Consider the following 15,608-nt stretch of genomic DNA (forward strand, 5'->3'; position numbering starts at 1 on the left):
CTAGCGGATTTCCATCGCCTTCCAGGCCTCTTTTTCGGAAATCGCCTGGAAGATCGAGGCCTTCGCCAGCGCCTCGGCTTCCCTGGCTGCGGCCACGGCGCGGTCGAAATCGCCGCCATCGGCCGCCTTCTTTGCGGCGGCCAGCGTCGAGACGGTCACGGTCCATTGGTGGCGCAAGCTGGCAGCCTCCTTCGCGGCAGCTTCGGCTGCGGAATAGGCGGTTTTGTAGTCCGCCTCATTTGCCGCGCGCGCCGCTGGCGCAAGGCTCAGGGCAAGCAGCATGGCGAGAGCAAGGGGCAGCTTCATGGCCGCGCTCCCGGTCCCGATATCGGCAGGCCGTTTGCGACGTAGGACAGGAAATATTCGACGTCGCGATATTCATCCGCCTGCGGCTCCAGCGGAACCGCGCGGGTCTGGCTGTTGCAGGTGACGAAGCGGCGGCTGGTCGTGCCCATGCCGCTCCATTCGGAGCGGTAGATCGGCATGGCGTTCAGAATGCCGAGCGCCGGCGCCAGGATCTCGGCGCGGATACGTTCGCCGGGGCTCTGCACATGGCAGCTCGCGCAGGAGAAATTCAATTGGCCGCGGCGGGTGTAGAAATAGCGCTTCCCGTTCTCGAATGCCGCGAGCGCGCGCGGATCGTCGGGGATCTTGATGTCCATCGGCTTGCCGCGCGAGGTGAAGGCCATGTAGGCGGTGAGCGAGGCCATCTCGTCCTTGACGTAGGAATAGGGCGCCTCGCCATTGGCCTCGCGGCAGCGGTTGAGCGCCAGCTCCAGCGTGACGACCTTGCCCTCCTTCTCGTCGAAATAAGGATAGTTCTGGCGGATGCCGATGCCGCCGTTCGGGAAACAGTCGGCATAGGTCTTGCCGTTCTTGAACGGGGTGGCGAACATTTCCTTGCCGGCGTCGAGCGCGAACTCGTAGGGCGGGAATTCCTCCTTCTCCTGCCACTGCCGCTTCATGTCCTCGTTCATCGAATAGGGGCCGTTGACGAAATCCTCGTGCTTCACGGTTGGGAATTTCTGGAAGAAGAAGTTCTGGAACGCCTTGGCATCGGCGACGGGATCGACCTTGTCGGCCGCCACCACGCGCGGAGAGGTGAGGGCCAACGCGACCAGCGCGGCGCTCAACGAACCAAGCAGGATGGAGGTGCGGGCCTTCATCACGAGATCTTCGCGGTGGTCGTGTCCGACGCACCCTTGTTATCGGTCCAGGAGACCTTGAGATCGTCGCCCTTCTTGGCCCCCTTGAAGCCGAACTTGACGTAGGGGTCCTTCGAGACCGCGGTGCCCCAATCGGCAACGAAGACATCCTTGCCGTTGCATTCGAATTTCAGCTGCTGGATGTAATGCGCCGGGATCAGCTCGCCCTTGGCGTCCTTGACGAAGCCGGTATCCATGGGGTGCTGGATCAGCGCCTGCACCTCGGTGATGTCGCCGTTGGCGGTGGCGCGGACGCGAATGCTGGATGCCATCTCGATCTTCCTCGCTTAGCCGCCGCAGCCGCCGACGGTGACCTTGACCTCTTTGGTCGCGCTGTAGAGCTTGCCGTCGGCCTCCACGATCGCAACGACGTTGGTGGTCTTGGCCATCTTCAGCCGGTTGGCGACAGCAGGGATCGTACCTTCGGGAATCCTGTAGGACGCGGCCAGCGCGCTGGGATTCTCGGCCACGAAGAACGAGATCGAGGTGACCTTGTCGAGCGTCGTCGTCACCGAGATCGGCACCACGCCGCCGTTCTCGGCGATCTCGGGGGCGTCCAGCTTGACCTTATCGGACGGCTCGGCGGTTTTGCCGTACAGCGCCTTGATGGCGTCCGCCTCGCCCTTCTGCTTGAAGGCCTCTTCGGGATATTTGTCGTTGGCCGCAGCGCGCGCGGGAGCGGCGCCGAACGGCAGATTGCCGAGGCCGAGCAGCGCGACCGAGGCTGCGCCCTGAAGAATCAGGCGCCGCGTCGCGCTTGGGCCGGTGAGTGTGGTCATCTCGGGTCTCCCAACCAAATCTCGTGGCGTGCCTGAAGTCACAGGGTCTGCAGGAAATCAACGATCGCGCTGATCTCCTGTTCGGTCAAAATCCGGTTCCGGCCGAACGGCGGCATCATGGTCCGCGGATTGCGCTTGGTCTCGTCGAAGATGATCGCGGCCAGCTCGTTGCGATCGGGGTACTTGGCCTTGAGGTCCTTCAGTTCCGGCCCGATCGTTCCCGGCAGGTCGCCACCCCGGATGACATGGCAGGTCAGGCAATTGCCCTTGCCGCGGTCGAAAGCGAGTTTCTGGCCGTCGGCCACAGCGGACTGCGCCCACGCCGGGCTGGCGAGGCCGGCGGCAATGGCCAGCAAGATGAACAGAACGGGCGTCCGGGAAAAGGCGGTCAAGGCGTCATTCCGAGGCGTTATATCGATGGTCAAGATCGCGAAATAGAAGCGTTCCAAAGCACAAAGGGCACCGCCTGACAATCGAGACTATGCACGCGACAAAATGAAGTTAATATCTTCCCCATTGCAACTAATGAGATTATTTGTTCAGCCGATTTGGCCCGAGAGTTAAGGGCCGTGGCGCGGGCCGGCGTTTCCCGAGCGTTTGGGCGCTCAACCTGTTTTCAATGCGTTCTCGTTTTTTCAAGGGGACCTCACTTGGCTGAATATGTCGTCGAATTCGGCAGAGATGGCGGTCGGGTCGAGTCGGATGGGCGGCTTGACGCACCGGCATTTCATCGCAATCACGAGCCGCTCTGGGCGGCACTGGAAAAGCATCTCGCCGGTTGCACCGGCAACGTGGTCGAGCTCGGCAGCGGAACCGGCCAGCACGTGGTCTACTTCGCCCGTCACACGCCCGGCCTGATCTGGTGGCCCAGCGATCTCAACCAGCGCCACCTCAAGAGCATCGAGGCCTGGCGCGTTCATTCAGGCCTGAAAAACATCCGCTCGCCGCTGCGGATCGATCTCACCGATCCCGATTGGTGTCCGGAGATGAAAAGCGGGCAGGCGCCGTCAAGTCTTGCCGCATTGTTCTGCGCCAATGTCATCCACATCGCGCCATGGACCGTGGCCGAGGGCCTGTTCGCCGGCGCCGGCCGTTATCTGCGCGCCGACGGCAAGCTGTTTCTCTACGGCCCGTTCAAGCGCGACGGCAAGCACACCGCACTCAGCAACGCCGTGTTCGACACCTCCTTGCGCGAAGGCAATCCTGATTGGGGCGTGCGGGATGTCAGCGACGTCGAGAAGCTCGCGAAGGCGGTAGGCTTCGACCTCGTCGATGCAATCGAGATGCCCGCGAACAATCTGACGCTGGTGTTTTCGCGCGGTTGAGGCGCTGCTGACTTATGCCTGGGTGCACGCCACGATGGCAGCGCGCTCCCTCCCCTTGTGGGGGAGGGCGGGGGAGAGGGGTGGCCCAGGAATAGGTCTATCCATCTCCGATCGTGCCGCGCTCGCAAATCGAGCGAGTCCTCGTGTGGCTACCCCTCTCCCTGCCCCTCCCCCGCAAGGGGGGAGGGAATGAGAGAATGGTGCCCGCCTCACGCCGTGATGGTGAGAGCGCGAAAATGCAGCGCTATCGCGCCTCGCCATCGCATCCCAGGCGCCGGGCGACGAATTCGGAAATGAGAGCCGTCGTGTCCGCCGGGCGTTCAAGGCTGGGGAGATGAGCTACGCCGGGCATTTCGTGCGCCTCTGCGCCCGGCACGACAGCCGCGATGTGGCGACAGCGTTCCTGAACGTAGGGGAAATCGAGGTCGCCCCACACCACGAGGGTCGGTACTGCGACATCGCCGAGCCGGTGGAAGAAGGGCTGAATATCAATGTCCGATCCGAACGGTGGGGAGCGGAGCGCGATGCCGTTCATGTCGAGGAGCAGATCGCGCGCGGGACCCGCGACACGACCTTCGGGCGCGAGCGGTCCATCCAGCCAGAGACGCGCCTTCATCGCGTTCAATCGATCGAGGTCGCCGGACGCCTCGGCCTCCTTCGACTGCGCCATCAGCGTCTCGATGTCGGGCGTGTAGACCGGATCGGGCGCGCCTGCGACATTCGGAGCAATCAGGACGAGGGCGCGAACACGCGATGTGTGTCGGAGGGCTGCACCGAGTGCGATGCGGCCTCCAAGGGAGCAACCAACGAGGATTGCGGGCTTGCCGTCTGCGGTCGCCTCCAGCACCGCAACGAGGTCCGCGAGGGCGGAAAAGTCCTCCGGCTCGGCGCGAGTTTCGCCAAACCCGCGTCGGTCATAGGCGACCGCCTTGTTGGTGGCGCCGATTCCATCCAATTGGGTGCGCCACATGCGCCGGTCGCACACGTTGGCATGAAGAAAGACGATGGCAGTGCCGTCGCCCATCACCTCGGTTGCAAGCCTGGCGCGGCCGGACGCAATGAATTGCATGAACTACATGTCCCAAACTGACGATTTCGCCAATGAGCGTAGAAGGGATCGATCGAGCCAAGAACCCGGCTTGCCCGCATAGGCGGATTGCGAATGTCGATCTTCGAAGCGGCGCCATCGCAAAGCGGCGTATCGAACCCGACGCTTCGCGCCCGTCAGCCCTCGCCGTCCTTCCACCCGATCTTCTCTTTCAAGAACCGAAAACCGATCACCTCAAACCCCGCGCGCTCCTTGTTGTCCTTGCCGTAGCCGTGGCCGCCCGCTTCAGGCTCGTAGAACCAGGCTTCGTAGCCCATGGCCTGCAGCTTTGCCGCCATCTTGCGCGCATGCCCGGGATGGACACGGTCGTCGCGCCGCGTGGTGGCGATCAGGATCGGCGGATAGGGCTGGCCGGCTTTGACGTTGTGATAGGCGGAGTAGGTCTTGAGCCAGTCCCACTCCTCCGGCTTGTCGGGATCGCCATATTCCGCGATCCAGCTCGCGCCGGCGAGCAGCTTCGTGTAGCGGCGCATGTCGATCAGCGGGATGGTGCAGAACAGCGCGCCGAAACGTTCGGGGTATCGCACCAGCATGTTGGTGATGAGGATGCCGCCGTTCGATCCACCCTGCGCGGCAATGCGCTTTGCCGTCGTCACCCCGCGGCGGACGAGATCGGCGGCAACGGCTGCGAAATCATCGTGCGACAGTTTCTTGCCGGCGAGCCGGCCGGCATCGTGCCAGCGCGTGCCGAATTCGCCGCCGCCGCGCAAATTCGCCTGCACCGTCGTGCCGCCGCGCTCCAGCCACAGCTTGCCGAGTGACGGATTGTAATACGGCTTCACCGAATGGGCGAAGCCGCCATAGGCGCTCATATAGACCGGTGCATCGCCGGTCTCGCCAACAGGGCCGGTCTGCACATAGGGGATACGCTCGCCGTCGATCGAGATCGCCTCGTGCTGGGTCACCATGAGGCCGTCGGCGTTGAATGTTTTAGGCGCCTGCTTCAACACGGTCGGGCTCGCGACGCCGCGCTCGATCAGCAGCAGCGACGGCGGCGTCAGCGGATCCTGCACATTCGCAAGCAGGTCGCCATTGCTCTCGGAGGGATGGCGATCCAGCGGCCAGATGTCGACGACGCCGATCTGCGGCAGGCCACCGAGTTTCTCGCGGCTCCAGCTTGTGGCGGACGGCGTACAGATCTCGAATTGCGGCTGGAGCTCGTCGAGGATCGATAGCACCAGCCTGCCCCCGGCCCAGAACAGACCTTGCAAGGCGCGGCGAGGTTCCGGCTCGAACAGCACCGCGAAATCGCGGCTGCCGGCGAGGAAGGCCGAGAGCGACATGCCGAGCACGGTGTCGGCGGCATAGGCTTTTCCCTCGATCGACCAGGCTTCGCGCAGCTTCATCGCGAACCAGTCGCCATGCGCCTGCAACCAGATGCCGGTCGGCAGATCGAGCTTCGTCGTCGCGCCGTCTGCATCGCGCAGCCAGAGCGCATGATTGAAGAAGTCGATCTGGTCGACGATCCAGCTGCGCGGGGCCGCAGCGGTGTCGTCGACGATGCCGGAGATCGCCATATGATCGGCCGTGGTCTCGATGATCACCTGCGCCTGATCGACAGGCTGGCCGCGCCGCCACAGGCGAACCGTCCGCGAATATCCCGAACTCGTCGCCATGCCCTCACCATGGGCGCTCGACAGCAGCAGCGTGTCGGCATCGAGCCAATCGGCGCCGCCCTTGGCTTCCGACAGCGCAAATCCGTCCGCCACGAAACTCCTGGTGTCGAGGTCGAATTCCCGCAAGGTGACGGCGTCGCTGCCACCGCGCGACAGGCCCAAAATGGCGCGCGCGCTTCCCGGCCGCGTGGTGATGCCGCTCAGCAGCCAGTCCTCGCCTTCGCGTGCGGCGAGCTGGTCGACGTCCAGCATGATCTCCCACGCCGGATGCGATTTGCGAAACTCCGCGAGCGAAGTCTTCCGCCACAGGCCGCGCGGGTTGGTGGCATCCTTCCAGAGATTGTGCAGTTCGTCGCCGCGCCGGCTGACATAGGGAATGTTGTCGGGACGATCGTAGATCGCCGCGAGGATGTCGCGGTCGCGCGCGAAGGCCGCTCCGCCGAACGCCTCGAGCGTCAGGCTGTTCTGCCGCGTGACGAAATCGAGCGCCTGCTTGCCTTCGATCTCCTCCAGCCAGAGCCAGGGATCGTCATCGGGAGCACTGAGCGTAGGCCTGTCGTCGACGGACATGAACGAAACTCCGGAAGGTTGCGGCGGATAGGATTTGATCGAGCGCAAGCCGTCAAGTGCGCGGCCCGTTATCATCGGCCCGATTGCGTCAGAGACATGGCCTGCGCCCGTTTGCGCCGGTTGCCCGCCCTCCCGCGCCCCGCCATAGTGCCGGGAATCAAGCGAGCCCCTTGGAAGCACTTAAAAGCCCGTTGGGGCGGAAATACCGATGCTGGATGTGACTGCAGCCAATGAGATCGCCGCCGACGCCCGCGTGCGCGCCAATGTGGTGCGCCTTGCCGCCGCGCAAGCGCTGACCGGCGCCAACTCTGCGGTGATCTTCGCCACCGGCGCGATCGTCGGCGCGACGCTCGCGCCCGACGTCTCGTTCGCGACCGTGCCGATCTCGATGTATGTGCTCGGCCTCGCCGCCGGCACGCTGCCGACCGGCGCGATCTCGCGCCGCTTCGGCCGCCGCGTCGCTTTCATCGTCGGCACCGGTGTGGGTGCGCTGACCGGTCTGCTCGGCTGCTTCGCGATCCTGCACGCTTCGTTCGCGCTGTTCTGTGTCGCGACTTTTCTCGGCGGCCTCTACGGCGCGGTGGCGCAGTCCTATCGCTTCGCTGCCGCCGACGGCGCCAGTGCAGCCTATCGGCCCAAGGCGGTGTCCTGGGTGATGGCGGGCGGCGTGTTCGCCGGCGTGCTCGGTCCGCAGCTCGTGCAATGGACCATGGATGTCTGGCAGCCTTATCTGTTCGCCTTCAGCTTTCTGGTCCAGGCTGCCGTCGCGCTCATCGCGATGGGCATCGTCGCGGGGGTCGACATGCCGAAACCGGCACCGGCCGATCTTCACGGCGGGCGGCCGCTGCTCGAGATCGTGACCCAGCCGCGTTTCATCGCGGCGGCGCTGTGCGGCGTCATCTCATATCCCATGATGAATCTGGTGATGACCTCGGCGCCGCTCGCCATGAAGCTGTGCGGCTTGAACGTTTCCGATTCCAATTTCGGCATCCAATGGCACATCGTCGCCATGTACGGGCCGAGCTTCTTCACGGGCGCGCTGATCGCCCGCTTCGGCGCGCGGAAGGTCGTTGCCGCCGGCCTGCTGCTGGAGGCCGGCGCCGCCGGCATCGGCCTGTCCGGCATCACCGCGATGCATTTCTGGGCCACGCTGATCGTGCTTGGTGTGGGGTGGAATTTCTCCTTCATCGGCGCCTCCGCGCTGGTGCTGGAGACGCACCGGCCGCAGGAGCGCAACAAGGTGCAGGCTTTCAACGATTTCCTGGTGTTCGGCATGATGGCGATAGGCTCGTTCTCGTCCGGCCAATTGCTCGCCAGTTACGGCTGGTCCGCGGTGAACATGGTGGTGTTTCCGCCGGTGCTGCTCGGCCTCGCCGTGCTCTCGCTGGCCTCCTTTGCCCGCCGCCGCAAAGCGCGGCTGGACGCGGCCATGGGTGAGTTCCCGGACGCGATCTGAGATGGCGGGAGGCTGTCAGCAGCGTTGATAGTTCGATCCAGGTCGAAGTGATTTCCGGGGCTTGGGTTGTTACATGATGCTCGTCATGAACAGGCGGGCGTGATGCAAGGCGCTCGCGGGGGAAACCAAGGACAAGCGCAAATGCTCGACAATCCCCGGCACGACGTATCCATCGACGAATCCTCCCTCCGCTACGAAGGCTGGCGCATCGTTGCGGTCTGCTTCCTGCTCGCGACCTTCGGCTGGGGGCTCGGCTTCTACGGCCAGAGCGTCTATGTCGCCGAGCTCCAGCGCGCGCACGGCTGGTCGGCCTCGCTGATCTCGTCCGGCACGACGTTCTTCTATCTGTTCGGCGCGCTGCTCGTCGTTTTCGTCGGCGAGGCCGTCAACAAATACGGCCCGCGTCTCGGCCTGATCGCGGGTACGCTGGCGATGTCGGCCGCGGCGGTCGCGATCGGCGCGGTGCGCGAGCCGTGGCAGCTTTATCTCGCCAACGCCGCGCTCGCCTTCGGTTGGGCCGGTACCAGTTTGGCCATGATCACCAACACGATCAGCCTGTGGTTCGACCACAAGCGCGGCATGGCCATCAGTCTCGCGCTGAATGGCGCAAGCTTCGGCGGCATCGTCGGCGTGCCGCTGCTGGTGACGTTGATCGGCCATGTCGGCTTCACCAGTGCGATGTTTATCGTCGCCGGCGCCATGCTCGTGCTGCTCGTGCCGGTGATCCTGATTGTCGTCGGCCGCCCGCCTGATCTCCATGGCCGGCGCGCCGCGACGAAGGCGAAGCCGCAATCGTCGGCGCAGATCCGCAGCCAGGCGTTGCGCGATGTCGGCTTCCTCACCGTGACCATTGCTTTTGCCTTGGTGCTGTTCGCGCAGGTCGGCTTCATCGTCCACCTGATCTCGTTCCTCGATCCCGTGATCGGGCGCGAGCGGGCGGCCGTCGCGGTTGCGGTGCTGACCGCGATGGCGGTGATCGGCCGGGTGCTGTTCTCGCTGGTGATCGACCGCCTCAACCAGCGGCTCGCCTCGGCGCTGTCGTTCCTGAGCCAGGCCGTGGCGCTTCTCGTCGTCATCAATATGCACAATGATTACGTGCTGATCGCCGCCTGCGCATTGTTCGGCTTCTCGGTCGGCAATCTCATCACGCTGCCGTCGCTGATCGTGCAGCAGGAGTTCGATTCCGCCTCGTTCGGCGTGCTGATCAGCCTCAACACCGCAATCAACCAGGTGACCTATGCGTTCGGCCCTGGCGTGGTCGGCCTTCTGCGCGATTTCTCCGGTGGCTATGAGCTGCCGTTCTATCTGTGTATTGCGCTGGAGGTTGTGGCGGCGGCGCTGATCATGGTGCGGGGGAAGCCGCGAGCAAAGCTTTCGTAGGGTGGGCAAAGGCGCATCGCGCCGTGCCCACCATCTGATTCTCCACTTGCCCTCGCGAGATTTGGTGGGCACGCTTCGCTTTGCCCACCCTACGAGACTAGGCCTCGCGCTGCTTCAGCAGCCCGTCCACATCCAGCCGCTTCGTGAACATCGCGAGCTTGCCATCCGGCCCGAACGGCCATTGCTCCCGCGGCTTGTCCCAATACAGCTCCACGCCGTTCTGGTCCGGATCGCGCAAATAGAGCGCTTCGGACACGCCATGGTCGCTCGCCCCGTCGAGCGCAATGCCGGCCGAGAGCACGCGGTGCAGCGCATCCGCCAGCGCGGGTCGCGTCGGATAGAGGATCGCGGTGTGATAGAGCCCGGTCGTGCCCGGCGGTGGCGGCGAGCCGCCCTTGCTCTCCCAGGTGTTGAGCCCGATGTGGTGATGATAGCCGCCGGCCGAGATGAAGGCGGCGCCCGAGCCCATGCGCTGCATCAGTTCGAAGCCCAGCACGCCGCAATAGAAACCGAGCGCCCGATCGAGATCAGCGACCTTGAGGTGAACGTGGCCGATCCTGGTGCCGGCGGCGACGGCTTGGTTCTGCGACATGCGGCTGCTCCGTTGATGAACTCCACATAGGTCCGGCCCCGGGATGCTGCTACCGGCCTATCCCGAAACCCATCGTTTCCTTACGCGAAACTATGAGAGCTCCCGCACCTCGCCCTCCGGCAGCTCGAACTCGAACGTGTTCAGCGTCATCGACACCATTGTGTAATAGCCGCACAGACCAATCACCTCGACCACGCCGCGCTCGCCGAGCAGCTTCACCGCCTCATCATAGAGGCCCTTCTCGACGCCGTGGCCCTCATGCAGCGACTTCGCGACGTCGTAGATCATCTTGCCCTTGGGATCGTCGAAGACAGGCGTGCGGCGGTCGCGGATCGCGTCGATGATGTCGGGCTTCATGCCGCCGGCAAGCGCGAGGCGCTTGTGCGCGTACCATTCGTAATGCGCGGTCCAGTGCCGCGCCGTCACCAGGATCGCGATCTCCGAGAGCTTCGCAGGGAAGATCGTATCGTAGCGCAGGACCTCGCCGAGCCGCGTGGCGTGACGGGCCATGTCGGGGCTGTTCAGCCAGGCCATCATCGGCGCGGGCGGCTTGCCGCGCTTGCCGGCAATCGACTCGTCATAGGTCTGCCGCTGGCTCTCGTTCATTTCGCCAGGCGAAAGAAACTTCAGGCGCATTGTTGTTTCCTCTTTGTTTTCAAGCTTCGCCGTCGCGGCGACTATAGCGGATGCGTGACACGGAAGTGGTTGAATTCCACGAGACGATGGCCCAGAGTCGAGCTCAACAAGCCGATATAGATTGATGGAAACGATCCATGAGCGACAAAACGAGCGAGACTGAGACCGCCGATCTCGAAACATTCCGCAGCGAAACGCGCGCCTGGTTGGAAGCCAATTGCCCGCCGGAGATGCGCAAGCCCGCGACCTCCGACGCCGACGTGTTCTGGGGCGGACGTAACGCAAAATTCTCGTCGGAGCCGCAGCGCATCTGGTTCGAGCGCATGCGCGACAAGGGCTGGACCGTGCCCGATTGGCCGAAGGAATATGGCGGCGGTGGCCTGAGCGCCGCCGAGCACAAGGTGCTGCGCGCGGAGATGGGACGAATCGGCGCGCGGCCCCCGCTGTCGAGCTTCGGCATCTGGATGCTCGGGCCGGCGCTGCTGAAATACGGCAACGATGCGCAGAAGAAGGAGCATCTGCCGAAGATCGCGGCTGGCCTGATCCGCTGGTGTCAGGGTTATTCCGAGCCGAACGCCGGCTCCGATCTCGCCTCGCTCCAGACCCGCGCCGAGAGCGACGGCGACGATTTCGTCATCACGGGGTCGAAGATCTGGACGTCCTACGCCAACTACGCCGACTGGATCTTCTGCCTCGTCCGCACCGATCCCGCCGCGAAGAAGCATGACGGCATCAGCTTCATCCTGTTCGACATGACCTCGAAGGGCGTGACGACCAAGCCGATCCTTCTGATCTCCGGCTACTCGCCGTTCTGCGAGACGTTCTTCGACAATGTCCGCGTGCCGAAATCGCACGTGGTCGGCACCGTCAATCGCGGCTGGGACGTCGCCAAATATCTGCTCCAGCACGAGCGCGCGATGATATCAGGCATGGGCGAGCGCGGCGTCGGCCGTCCACTGGGCCAGATCGCGGCCGATTCCGTCGGCACCGATGCGCTGGGGCGGCTCGACGATGCGATGCTGCGTGGCCGCATTGCCAGCTTCGATGTCGATGAAGCTGCCCTTGCAGCCTGCGCCGAGCGCGCGGTCGATCTCGCCAAGGCGGGTCAGGCGCATCCGGCGTTCTCGTCGGCAATGAAATATTACGGCACCGAGCTGAACAAGCGCCGCTACGAGATCCTGATGTCGGCCGGTGGCGTCGATGCACTGGAATGGGAGAGCGAACGTTCGAAGCAAGGAGCGCGTCCGCGCGCCTGGCTGCGGACCAAGGCCAACTCGATCGAGGGCGGCACCACCGAGGTCATGCTCGGCATCGTCGCCAAGCGCATCCTCGATCTGCCGGGGGCGTAAGATTTCCCGTCATTCCGGGGGCGCGCGAAGCGCGAGCCCGGAATCCATTTCACCGCGTATATGCCGCCTGATGGATTCCGGGCCTGGCCCTTCGGGCCATCCCGGAATGACCAAGACAAAACAGATTTCGAATCGGAACGCACCCATGGCCCTCGTCCTCACCGAAGAACAATCGATGCTCCGCGACAGCGCGCGCGGGCTGATCAGCGACAAGGCGCCGGTGTCGCATTTGCGGCATCTGCGCGACAGCAAGGACCCCACCGGCTTCTCCAGGGAGTTTTGGCATTCCTTCGCCGAGATGGGTTTTGCCGGCTTGCTGGTGCCGGAAGAGTTCGGCGGCAGCGGTCTTGGCTATGTCGAGGCCGGCGTGGTGATGGAGGAGATCGGCCGCACGCTGATGCCGTCGCCCTTCCTCGCCACCAGCGTGGTCGCGGCCTCGGCGCTGAACCGTGGCGGCAATGTCGCGCAGAAGTCGGAGTATCTGCCGAAGATTTCCAACGGCTCCCTGCTGGCGACGCTCGCGATCGACGAGGGCGCAAAACATCGCCCGCTTCAGACCAACCTCCAGGCCGTGCGCGCCGGCAACGGTTTCAGGCTCTCCGGCGCCAAGGCGCTGGTGGTCGACGGTCACGTCGCCGATCTCATCATCGTCGCTGCGCGCACTGCGGGTTCGGCCGGCGAGCGCGAGGGGCTGACGCTGTTCCTGGTCAACCCCAAGGCCAAGGGCGTTGCGATCGAGCGCACCATCATGGTCGACGCGCACAATGCGGCGCGGATCGAGCTTGCCAATGTCGAGCTCGATGCCGACAGCGTGCTCGGCGAAATCGACCAGGGTGGCGCACTGCTCGACGGCGTGCTCGATATCGGGCGCGGCGCGGTGGCCTCCGAAATGGTCGGCTTGAGCGAAGAAGTGTTCGACCGCACCGTCGAGTACCTCAAGAGCCGCAAGCAATTCGGCAAGCTGATCGGCGAATTCCAGGCGCTGCAGCACCGCGCCGCCGAGCTCTATGTCGACATCGAGATCACCCGCGCCGCCGTAATGAAGGCGCTGCAAGCGCTCGATACGGACGTCGCCAAGGCCGCATCAAGTGTCGCAGTGGCAAAGGCCCGCGCCGGCACCACCGCCACGCGCGCGGTGCAGGAAGGCGTGCAGATGCATGGCGGCATGGGCATGACCGACCAGTTCGACATCGGCTTCTTCATGAAGCGCGCGCGCGTGTGCGAGGAATTATTCGGGGACGCGAACTACCACACCGAGCAGCTGGCGCGGGCGCGGGGGTATTGAGGCGAGACGGGTGTGAGGTCCAGGGCGTCGCCTCACAGGCGGTGTCGTCGCCCGGCTTGACCGGGCGACCCAGTACGCCGCGGCCTCTCGATTGATCACAACCGTCTCTGGAATACTGGATCGCCCGGTCAAGCCGGGCGATGACAGTTGAGATTGTGGATAGCGCGCCTGCCCCAAGCTCGTCATTGCGAGGAGCAGTTGCGACGAAGCAATCCAGACCGTCGCCTTGGAAAGACTCTGGATTGCTTCGCTTCGCTCGCAATGTCGGCGGATAGAGCTCCTTACCTCACCGGCGGTGCATACTGCACGCCGCCCGCATTCCACAGCTGGTTCATGCCGCGCGGGATCTTCAGCTTCGATTTCTCGCCGATGTTGCGCTCGTACATCTCGCCGTAATTGCCGACGTGGCGGATGATGCGGACCACCCAATCCTTGGTGAGGCCGAGCTGCTCGCCGTAATTGCCCTCGGTGCCGACCAGCCGCATCACTTCCGGCTTCTTCGACTTCAGGGCCTCGTCGATGTTCTCCGAGGAGACGCCGAGCTCCTCGGCGTTGATCATCGCGTACAGCGTCCACTTCACGATCATCATCCAGTCGTCGTCGCGCTGGCGCACGACGGGCGCGAGCGGCTCCTTGGAGATCATGTCCGGCAGGATCATGTGGTCGCCGGGCTTCGACAGGTTGATCCGCAGCGCGTAGAGCTGGGAGACGTCGGCGGAGAGCGTGTCGCATTTGCCGGTATCGTAGGCTTTCACCACGTCGTCCAGCTTGTCGAACTTCATCTCTTCATACTTCATGTTGTTGGCACGGAAGTAATCCGCGACGTTGAGCGCCGTGGTGGTCCCGGTCTGGACGCAGACCTTGCTGCCGGTCAGGTCCAGCGCGGTTTCCTTGTTGCGCGCACGCGGCAGCATGAAGCCTGCGCCGTCGTAATAGGCGACCGCGGGGAAATAGAGATCGTAGTCGAGCTCGCGCGCCATGCTCCAGGTCGAGTTGCGTGAGAGGATGTCCACCTTCCGGCTCTGCAATTCCTTGAAGCGCTCGCTGGCATCGAGCGCGACGAATTTCGCCTTGCTCGGGTCGTTGAAGATCGCCGACGCGACAGCGCGGCAGAAATCGACGTCGAAGCCGGTCCAGTTGCCCTTGTCGTCGGGGATCGAGAAGCCCGGCAGGCCCTTGTTGACGCCGCACAGCACCTCGCCGCGGCGGACGGTGCGCTTCAGGGTGCGGGTGTCGTAGAATTCATAGATGATGGCCAGGACGGCGACCAGCACGGCGACTGCGAGCCCGATCAGCAGGCCGCCACGAAAAGTGCGCATCATGTTGCTCTCTCGAAATAATCGGGAAAAGGAATATTCGCCAGGGCGAGAAGATCAGAGTTCGGGCTTCTGCCGGATGACCACCTTGGTGCCGACAGGGACGCGATCGTAGAGATCGGCGACGTCACGGTTGACGAGCCGGAAGCAGCCCGAGGAGACCTTGGTGCCGATCGTGTCGGGCCGATTGGTGCCGTGGATCCGATAAACGGTGGTGCCCAGATACATGGCGCGCGCGCCGAGCGGATTGCCGGGGCCGCCGGCCATGAAGCGCGGCAGATAGGGCTGGCGCTGGATCATCTCCGGCGGCGGCGTCCAATCCGGCCACTCCTTCTTGTTGGTGATGTTCACCAGCCCCTGCCACTGAAAGCCATCGCGGCCGACGCCGATGCCGTAGCGGATCGCACGACCGCCGGGCTGCACCAGATAGAGATGCCGTTCGGCGGTCGAGATGATGAGGGTGCCGGGCGCTTCGGTGGTGCGGAAGTAGACGACCTGCTTCTGCCATTCCGGATCGAGCTCGAAGGCATCGTCGGCGACCAGGCCCGGCTCGTCGCCGCGGTCGGGCTGCTGGGCGTAGGCATGGGGCGCGGACAGGATCAGGCCGATCGCAGCCACAAACATCCCGGTCAGGCGACGAAAATCCGTCATTTCAAGCTCTCCCCACTGCCACAGCGAATTTCGTTCGGAACCATCTGAACCCAGCGGCAGCTTCATGGCAAGTTGATGGCGCGCCCGGCTGGTATGTCACGAGAATGCTTTGGTTTTTTGACGGACCGTCGGCAATGCCACAAACAGGGGATGGCGCGAAAAGCTCAGATTACCGCCGAGAAGTCGATGCGCTCCCTCCCCCGCTTACGGGGGAGGGTCGGGGAGAGGGTGTCTCCGCAGAAAGACTCCCCCAGAGGAGAGAACCCTTGTATCTGCACGGCCAGCATTTGTGCGATGGAAGTGACTTAGCGCCTTGGCCGGTGGCCACCGGCCAAGGCGC

16 protein-coding genes are annotated in these 15,608 nt (G+C 64.2%); 5 read left to right on the plus strand and 11 right to left on the minus strand.

Features of this window, described 5'->3' with window-relative positions; translation table 11 throughout:
• Genes AC0L3S_RS35585 through soxX form a run of 5 tightly spaced genes read right to left on the minus strand, consistent with a single transcriptional unit; the run spans position 1 to position 2,376 of the window.
• Positions 1 to 306 carry a hypothetical protein gene (locus tag AC0L3S_RS35585; RefSeq protein WP_473284485.1) on the minus strand — a complete coding sequence of 102 codons (306 nt, stop codon included), beginning with the start codon at positions 304 to 306 and terminating at the stop codon, positions 1 to 3.
• Entirely contained in the window at positions 303 to 1,166 is an 864-nt protein-coding gene (gene soxA, locus AC0L3S_RS35590; protein WP_007598012.1) for a sulfur oxidation c-type cytochrome SoxA, read from the minus strand. Before soxA ends, AC0L3S_RS35585 begins: the two co-directional genes overlap by 4 nt.
• On the minus strand, positions 1,166 to 1,477 hold the full coding sequence (gene soxZ, locus AC0L3S_RS35595; protein WP_473284487.1) for a thiosulfate oxidation carrier complex protein SoxZ: 312 nt from the start codon (positions 1,475 to 1,477) through the stop codon (positions 1,166 to 1,168). The genes soxA and soxZ overlap by 1 nt, the downstream gene beginning before the upstream one ends.
• Before the next feature lie 15 nt (positions 1,478 to 1,492).
• Complete coding sequence (gene soxY / locus AC0L3S_RS35600) at positions 1,493 to 1,984, minus strand: thiosulfate oxidation carrier protein SoxY (RefSeq protein WP_473284489.1); 492 nt, start codon at positions 1,982 to 1,984, stop codon at positions 1,493 to 1,495.
• A gap of 38 nt (positions 1,985 to 2,022) precedes the next feature.
• A complete protein-coding gene (soxX, locus tag AC0L3S_RS35605) occupies positions 2,023 to 2,376 on the minus strand; it encodes a sulfur oxidation c-type cytochrome SoxX (RefSeq protein WP_473284491.1) in 354 nt (117 codons plus the stop codon).
• Positions 2,377 to 2,634: 258 nt separating this feature from the next.
• Between soxX and AC0L3S_RS35610 the strand changes: the two genes are divergently transcribed.
• Positions 2,635 to 3,309, plus strand: a complete 675-nt coding sequence (locus AC0L3S_RS35610; RefSeq protein WP_473284493.1) for a DUF938 domain-containing protein — start codon at positions 2,635 to 2,637, stop codon at positions 3,307 to 3,309.
• A gap of 244 nt (positions 3,310 to 3,553) precedes the next feature.
• On the opposite strand, the gene AC0L3S_RS35615 is transcribed toward AC0L3S_RS35610, so the two are convergent.
• Positions 3,554 to 4,378: an alpha/beta fold hydrolase gene (locus AC0L3S_RS35615; protein WP_473284495.1), complete on the minus strand. Its 825-nt coding sequence runs from the start codon at positions 4,376 to 4,378 to the stop codon at positions 3,554 to 3,556.
• Positions 4,379 to 4,533: 155 nt separating this feature from the next.
• The gene (locus AC0L3S_RS35620; RefSeq protein WP_473284497.1) at positions 4,534 to 6,603 is read right to left on the minus strand and encodes a prolyl oligopeptidase family serine peptidase; all 2,070 of its coding nucleotides are present in this window, start codon (positions 6,601 to 6,603) and stop codon (positions 4,534 to 4,536) included.
• 208 nt (positions 6,604 to 6,811) lie between these two features.
• On the opposite strand from AC0L3S_RS35620, the gene AC0L3S_RS35625 reads away from it, so the two are divergent.
• Positions 6,812 to 8,059: an MFS transporter gene (locus AC0L3S_RS35625; RefSeq protein ID WP_473284499.1), complete on the plus strand. Its 1,248-nt coding sequence runs from the start codon at positions 6,812 to 6,814 to the stop codon at positions 8,057 to 8,059.
• A 141-nt stretch (positions 8,060 to 8,200) separates the two neighbouring features.
• Entirely contained in the window at positions 8,201 to 9,439 is a 1,239-nt protein-coding gene (locus tag AC0L3S_RS35630; protein ID WP_473284501.1) for an MFS transporter, read from the plus strand.
• A gap of 97 nt (positions 9,440 to 9,536) precedes the next feature.
• On the opposite strand, the gene AC0L3S_RS35635 is transcribed toward AC0L3S_RS35630, so the two are convergent.
• Together AC0L3S_RS35635 and AC0L3S_RS35640 are read right to left on the minus strand one after the other, a co-directional pair.
• Complete coding sequence (locus tag AC0L3S_RS35635; RefSeq protein ID WP_219678950.1) at positions 9,537 to 10,031, minus strand: VOC family protein; 495 nt, start codon at positions 10,029 to 10,031, stop codon at positions 9,537 to 9,539.
• Between the two features lie 90 nt (positions 10,032 to 10,121).
• Positions 10,122 to 10,667 (minus strand): carboxymuconolactone decarboxylase family protein, encoded by a 546-nt coding sequence (locus AC0L3S_RS35640; RefSeq protein WP_473284503.1) that lies wholly within the window; start codon positions 10,665 to 10,667, stop codon positions 10,122 to 10,124.
• Positions 10,668 to 10,804: 137 nt separating this feature from the next.
• Between AC0L3S_RS35640 and AC0L3S_RS35645 the strand changes: the two genes are divergently transcribed.
• Together AC0L3S_RS35645 and AC0L3S_RS35650 are read left to right on the plus strand one after the other, a co-directional pair.
• Entirely contained in the window at positions 10,805 to 12,016 is a 1,212-nt protein-coding gene (locus AC0L3S_RS35645) for an acyl-CoA dehydrogenase family protein (protein WP_473284505.1), read from the plus strand.
• A 145-nt stretch (positions 12,017 to 12,161) separates the two neighbouring features.
• Positions 12,162 to 13,301 (plus strand): acyl-CoA dehydrogenase family protein, encoded by a 1,140-nt coding sequence (locus tag AC0L3S_RS35650; RefSeq protein WP_473284507.1) that lies wholly within the window; start codon positions 12,162 to 12,164, stop codon positions 13,299 to 13,301.
• Between the two features lie 281 nt (positions 13,302 to 13,582).
• On the opposite strand, the gene AC0L3S_RS35655 is transcribed toward AC0L3S_RS35650, so the two are convergent.
• Both AC0L3S_RS35655 and AC0L3S_RS35660 read right to left on the minus strand, forming a co-directional pair.
• The gene (locus tag AC0L3S_RS35655) at positions 13,583 to 14,620 is read right to left on the minus strand and encodes an amino acid ABC transporter substrate-binding protein (protein WP_035975288.1); all 1,038 of its coding nucleotides are present in this window, start codon (positions 14,618 to 14,620) and stop codon (positions 13,583 to 13,585) included.
• 54 nt (positions 14,621 to 14,674) lie between these two features.
• On the minus strand, positions 14,675 to 15,268 hold the full coding sequence (locus AC0L3S_RS35660; protein WP_247426781.1) for a L,D-transpeptidase: 594 nt from the start codon (positions 15,266 to 15,268) through the stop codon (positions 14,675 to 14,677).
• Positions 15,269 to 15,608 lie beyond the last annotated feature (340 nt).

This window comes from Bradyrhizobium sp. Ken01 (assembly GCF_055807355.1).